We start from the raw sequence: 6,071 nt of genomic DNA, 5'->3' as shown, positions 1-6,071 counted from the left end.
GTCCACCTGGCCAACGGCCTGCTCGGCCAGGCCCGGGGCCGGGCGGCGGAGCACCGCCTGGAGCAGGTCTCCCAGCGCGAGCCGGGCCCGGGGAGCGGGCCGCGGGAAACCGGCGCGGGGGGAAACCGGCGCGGGGGGAAACCGGCCGGGAGACCGGCCGGGTGGGCCGGTGCGGGGTGGGCGGCCGGGGGGAGGGGGGTCAGGGTGCGCGGACGACGAGGGCCGAGTTGAATCCGGCGTGGCCGCGGGCCAGGATCAGGGCGGTGCGGATCTCCGTGGTGCGCGGCCGGCCGGTGACCAGGTCGAGGTCGTAGGAGGCGTCGGGGTCCACGTTGGCGGTGGCCGGCAGCACACCGTCGCGGATGGCGAGCAGGGCGGTCGCCACGTCGAGCGGTCCGGCGCCCGAGTAGAGGCGTCCGGTGAGCGTCTTGGGCGCGGTGACGGGCACGCCGTGCGGTCCGAACACCTCGTTCAGGGCGTCGGCCTCGATCCGGTCGAGTTCGGGCAGGGCCGCCGCGTCGGCGAAGACGGCGTCGATGTCGCCTGCGTCCGCGCCGGCGTCGGCGAGGGCGAGTTCGATGGCCTTGCGCAGTCCGGGCGGGCGGCCGGTGCCGGGCGCGGGGTCGAAGGTCGCGCCGTAGCCTGCGATCTCGCCGTAGGTCCGGGCGCCGCGGCGGGCGGCCGCCTCCTGCGACTCGAGGATGAGGATGGCTCCGCCCTCGCCCGGTACGTGCCCGGCCGCGGCGGTGTCGAAGGGCAGGTAGGCCCGGTCGGGCACGTCGGACGTGGTCAGCCGGCCGCCGGCCAGCTGGGCCACCCAGCCCCAGGGGCAGATCGAGGCGTCGATCGATCCGGAGACGATGAGCTGGGTGCCCTTGCGGATCTGGCGGCGGGCGTGGGCCAGCGCGTCCAGTCCGCCGGCCTGGTCGGAGACGAGGACGCCGCTGGGGCCCTTCATGCCGTTGCGGATGGAGATCTGGCCGCTGTTGACGGCGTAGAACCAGGCGAAGGACTGGTAGGCGGAGACGAACTGGCTGCCCTGGCTCCACAGTTTCTGCAGTTCGCCCTGGCCGAACTCGAAGCCGCCGGAGGAGCTGGCGGTGACCACGCCCATGTCGTAGGCGGGCAGGTCGGCGGGGGCGACGCCCGCGTCGGCCAGTGCCCAGTCGGTGGCCACGAGGGCGAGCCGGGTCATGTGGTCGGTCTGGGCGAGCAGCCGGCTCGGGAGGTGGTCGGCGGCGGTGAATCCGGGTACCTGGCCGGCCAGCTTGGCCGGGTAGCCGGAGGGGTCGAAGCGGGTGATGCGGGCGATGCCGCTCTTGCCGGAGCAGGCGGCGGCCCAGTAGTCGGCCGTGCCCAGGCCGTTGGGGGCGGCGATGCCGAGCCCCGTCACCACCGTCCGCGCTGTGGCCGTACTCATGCCGCGGTCCTTTCGGGTCGGGCGAGCACCATCGCGCTCTGGAAGCCCCCGAATCCGCTGCCGACGGTCAGCACGGCGTCGGTGCGGTGCTCGCGGGCCGTCAGCGGCACGTAGTCCAGGTCGCACTCGGGGTCGGGTGTGTGCAGGTTCGCCGTGGGCGGCACGGTGCCGTGCTCCATGGCGAGGACCGAGGCGGCGATCTCGATCGAGCCGATCGCGCCGAGCGAGTGCCCGACCATCGACTTGATGGAGGAGACCGGGGTCCGGTAGGCGTGGTCGCCCAGGCTCTTCTTGAACGCGGCCGTCTCGTGCCGGTCGTTCTGCTTGGTGCCGGAGCCGTGGGCGTTGATGTAGTCGATGTCGGTGGGGTTGAGCCGGGCCTCGTCCAGTGCGATCGTGATGGCTTCGGCCATCTCCAGGCCGTCCGGGCGCAGTCCCGTCATGTGGAAGGCGTTGCAGCGCGAGGCGTAGCCGGCGATCTCCGCGTAGATGTGCGCGCCGCGCCGCTTGGCGGCCTCGAGTTCTTCCAGGACGAACACGGCGGAGCCTTCGCCGAGTACGAAGCCGTTGCGGGTGCCGTCGAAGGGCCGCGAGGCGTGTTCGGGGTCGTCGTTGCGGGGGGTGGTGGCCTTGATGGCGTCGAAGCAGGCCACGGTGATCGGTGAGATGGGGGCGTCGGTCGCGCCGGCGACCATGGCGCATGCCGAGCCCTCGCGGATCAGTTCCGCGGCGTGGCCGACCGAGTCCAGGCCGGAGGTGCATCCGGTGGAGACCACCGTGGCGGCGCCTTCGGCGCCCACCGCCCACGCCACTTCGGCGGCGAAGGAGCTGGGTACCAGGTAGTCGTACAGGTGCGGGACGGCGTAGGTGTGGTCGACGTGGTCGAGCCGGCCGCCGTCGCTGACGATGCGGTACTCCTGGTCGAGTCCCATGGTGGCGCCGACGGCGCTGCCGATGGTGACGCCGACGCGGTGGGGGTCGGCGCCGGTCAGGTCGAGGCCGCTGTCGGCGAGTGCCTCGCGGGCGCTGACCACGGCCAGTTGCGCGGCCCGGTCCATGCGGCGGATCTCCTGGGGGCTCAGGCCGTGTTCCTGCGGGTCGAAGTCGATCTCGGCGGCGATCCGGGAGCGGAAGGAGGAGGCGTCGAAGAAGGTGATGCCGCGGGTGGCGGTGCGGCCCTGGCTGAGGAGGTTCCAGAAGTTCTTGGTTCCGACACCGCCGGGCGCGTTGACGCCGATCCCGGTGATGACCACGCGTCTGGCGCTCATGCCCGGCCCTCCCAGTCGTAGAAGCGGGTGGCGACCGCGTCGGCGGGAGAGCGCCAGGTGGCCGGGTCGTATGCCTGGATGAACGGTTTGAGGTCTTCGCTGATCTGCATGAAACGCGGGTCGGTCTTGGCTTCCTCGATCAGCTCGCCGCCGTTGTCGGTGTCGAAGTTCTGCAGGTGGAAGTAGAGCCCGTGGTAGGCGAAGAGCTGACGGCGCCGGGTGCCCATGAGGTGCGGCATCTCGGTGCGGTCGAACTCCTGGAACAGCCGGGCCACGTCGTGGCTGCTGCTCGGGTCCATCCGGGCGACGATCAACGTACTGTGCATGGTCTCTCCTTGAAGGCGGGGCGCCTGTGTCTCGGCGGGTGGCGTCAGCGGGCCGGGCCGAACCAGCGCTCCAGGGACATCGGCAGGTCGGCGTGGCTGCCGGGGGCGGCCCAGGCGACGTAGCCGTCGGGGCGCACCAGCACGGCCGTGGTGCTCTGCAGGGGGCTGCCTTCGGGCAGGGCCGGGGCGGCGGTGACGATGTCGATGCGGTCCAGCCATGGCCGGGCCCGGTCGCGCAGCCGGTCGTTGTCGGTGAGGTCGAGCAGCACACCGCGGCCGGCGTGCAGGGCCTGGGTGCTGGAGGTCAGCAGTGGGTGGCCGTGCAGCGTGACGTCGGGCAGGCGGCGGCCGAGCAGCGGGTGGGGCCCTGTGTCGAGGTCGTAGTGGATCTCCAGGCCGGAGACCATCGCCGCGAAGTGCCGGCTGACGTCGGGGTAGGCGATCAGTTCGTTCAGTACGTCGCGCAGCGGCTGGACCTCGGGCCCGGACAGGAACAGCAGGCCCTGTGCGCGGGTGTTCATCAGCAGTCGGCGTCCCACCGGGTGGCGTTCGGCGTGGTAGGTGTCGAGGAGCGGCTCGGGGGCCCGGCCGCGGACCACGGCGCCGAGTTTCCAGCCGAGGTTGACCGAGTCCTGGATGCTGGTGTTCATGCCCTGGCCGCCGGCGGGGAGGTGGATGTGGGCGGAGTCGCCTGCGAGGAGGATGCGGCCGCGCCGGTACTCGGTGGCCTGGCGGGTGGCGTCGCCGAAGGAGGACACCCATACCGGCTCGGCGTGCGCGATGTCGTCGCCGGTCAGCCGCTGCCAGGCGGCCGCGACCTCCTGCCAGGTCGGCGGCTTGTCCCGGCGCTGCGGCGGGGTGCCGCGCTCGCAGACGATCAGCCGGGTGATGCCGCCGGGCAGGGGGCCGACCATCACCATGCCGCCGGGCAGGGTCTCGCCGATCATCCGGGGTTGCAGTTGGATGCCCCGGACGTCGGCGAGGAACATCTCCAGGGTCGCGGCGGTGCCGGGGAAGTCGAAGCCGACCGCCTTGCGGATCGTCGAGCGTCCGCCGTCGCATCCGACGAGGTATTCGGAGCGCAGGTGGTGCACGCCGTCGGGGCCGCGGACCTCGATCTCGACGCTGTCCTCCTTCTCGGTGACGGACAGCACCTCGTGGCGGCGGCGGATGTCGGCGCCGAGGTGGGTGGCCCACTCCTCCAGCACGGTCTCCGTGGCGGACTGCGGGATGGTTTTGGCGGCCTGGTGGGCGCCGTCGAGGACACCGAAGTCGACCGGCAGGCCGCCGAAGTGGCCCACGTTGCTGACCTCGATGTCCCCGAAGCGCGGCAGCAGTCCCCGCTGGTCGAAGATCTCCATGGTGCGGGCGGTGAAGCCGAGGCCGCGTGACTCGCCGGTGCGTGCGGGCAGCTTCTCCAAGACGATGACGTCGACGCCCGCGAGCCGCAGCTCGCCCGCGAGCATCATGCCGGCCGGGCCTGCGCCCACAACGATGACTTGTGCGTCCATGACACTCCTCGGGTACAACCCGCCCTCCGGGCGGGAAGGGAACGGGTCCACGGCTGATCAGGGATACAGGCGCCCGATGGCCTGGTTGGCGGTGTGAGCGGCTGCCGCGTGCCGTGGGTCGGGCGCGAACGCCTGGTGGCGGACGGCGACCTCGGCGAGTTTGATGGTGTGTTCGTCGCCCACCTGGACGGCCTGGGCGAAGGCTTCGTGCACGTCGGGGGCGTCGGGCAGCGGTGCCGCGGGGCGCGGGGTGGCGTTGAACCAGTCGAGCATGGTGCGGCTGACGGCGTGTGCGACGCGATAGGAGGGATGTCGCTGGCCGGGTGGCAAGTGTTCGATGACGAGCCGTACGGCGGCGGGTCCGGTGATCGCGTGGATCAGTGGGATCGGGTGGTGCTGGGGGACGGTGGCGTAGATCCCGGCGTACCGGGCGACCAGGTCGTCCAGTGCCCGCAGGGTCGGATCGCGCGGGTCGTTGCTTGCGGCGGCCGTCTCAAGGTTGTCCTCGGTGGCCTGTTCGTCGTCCGTGTCCGCCGGGGTGCGGTGGGTCGAGTGGCGTGCGGCCCAGTAGCCCAGTCCTTGTGCCAGTTCGCCCAGGGCGAGCCGGTTGTCGTCTGCCGCCGTGACGGCGCGGACGGCGTGCGCGGTACGGATCACGCCGTGGGTGAGGACTGCGGACATGCCGGGCAGCAGCCGTGGCCACCAGCGGGCCAGTACCTCGCGCCATGGTTCCTCGGCCAGCTCTCGTTCGAACAGTGCTGTCCAGTCGGCGACGCGGGAGAAGTCCCCGAGTGCCGTGTTCCAGTCCTGCGGGTCTGCCGGGTCGATGGTCCAGCGGCGTTCGGGCACGTCGTGGTAGGTGCGGCTGCGCAGGTTGTGCTCGACCCAGCCGGGGACCTCGTCGGCGTGGCCCATGTGGGCCAGGGCCTCGGCGGCCATCGGGGCGTGGTTGACGAAGCTGCGGCCGTGTTCGAAGCCCACTCGGCGCAGTCGTTGCAGAGCCTCGTTCACGGCGTCGGTGTAGGTGAGTGCTGCCACGTCGTTCAGTCCTTGATGTCGCAGATGGCGGCGCCTGCGGACAGGGTCTGGCCCGTCTCGGTGGTGAGCCGGGTCACGGTGCCGGACTTGTGTGCGGTGAGCGGCTGTTCCATCTTCATCGCTTCGAGTACGACGATCAGGTCGCCCTCCTGGACCTCCTGGCCCTCCTCGACGGCCACCTTGACGACGGTGCCCTGCATCGGTGAGGTGAGGGTGTTCCCGGAGCCGGGTGCCGCGGTGCCCGTGGCGGTGCGGCGGCGGGGCCGGGCGGCGCCGGCGGGGCTCGGTGTCCGTGCCGGCACGGCGGCGAGCACGGCGGGCAGGGACACTTCGAGCCGGTGTCCGCCGACTTCGACGACGACTCTCTCGCGGGTCGTGTCCTGCTCGGTGCCGGTGTCGGTGCCGGCCGGGGTGAAGGGCTTGATCTCGTTGACGAACTCGGTCTCGATCCAGCGGGTGTGGATCCGGAACGGGTCGGCCGTGAACGCCGGGTCGGCGACGACCGCGC

General features: G+C 72.0%; 6 protein-coding genes. All 6 read right to left on the bottom strand.

Annotated elements, in window-relative coordinates; all coding sequences use genetic code 11:
* Positions 1-199 precede the first annotated feature (199 nt).
* On the bottom strand, positions 200-1,420 hold the full coding sequence (locus AB0903_RS34025; protein WP_366708657.1) for a ketosynthase chain-length factor: 1,221 nt from the start codon (positions 1,418-1,420) through the stop codon (positions 200-202).
* Positions 1,417-2,688 carry a beta-ketoacyl-[acyl-carrier-protein] synthase family protein gene (locus tag AB0903_RS34020; protein ID WP_366708655.1) on the bottom strand — a complete coding sequence of 424 codons (1,272 nt, stop codon included), beginning with the start codon at positions 2,686-2,688 and terminating at the stop codon, positions 1,417-1,419. Before AB0903_RS34020 ends, AB0903_RS34025 begins: the two co-directional genes overlap by 4 nt.
* Complete coding sequence (locus tag AB0903_RS34015; protein WP_366708653.1) at positions 2,685-3,014, bottom strand: TcmI family type II polyketide cyclase; 330 nt, start codon at positions 3,012-3,014, stop codon at positions 2,685-2,687. Before AB0903_RS34015 ends, AB0903_RS34020 begins: the two co-directional genes overlap by 4 nt.
* Positions 3,015-3,058: 44 nt before the next feature.
* A complete protein-coding gene (locus AB0903_RS34010; protein ID WP_366708651.1) occupies positions 3,059-4,525 on the bottom strand; it encodes an FAD-dependent monooxygenase in 1,467 nt (488 codons plus the stop codon).
* Between the two features lie 57 nt (positions 4,526-4,582).
* Complete coding sequence (locus AB0903_RS34005; RefSeq protein ID WP_366708649.1) at positions 4,583-5,563, bottom strand: hypothetical protein; 981 nt, start codon at positions 5,561-5,563, stop codon at positions 4,583-4,585.
* Between the two features lie 5 nt (positions 5,564-5,568).
* Positions 5,569-6,071, bottom strand: a 503-nt coding sequence (locus AB0903_RS34000) for a biotin/lipoyl-containing protein (RefSeq protein WP_366708647.1), incomplete at its 5' end; no start/stop codon positions are given.

The organism is Streptomyces sp. NPDC048389 (genome assembly GCF_040706335.1).
Taxonomy (GTDB): Bacteria; Actinomycetota; Actinomycetes; order Streptomycetales; family Streptomycetaceae; genus Streptomyces.
Note: the sequence above shows the minus strand (reverse complement) of the source record. Positions and strands in the feature narration are given on the sequence as shown.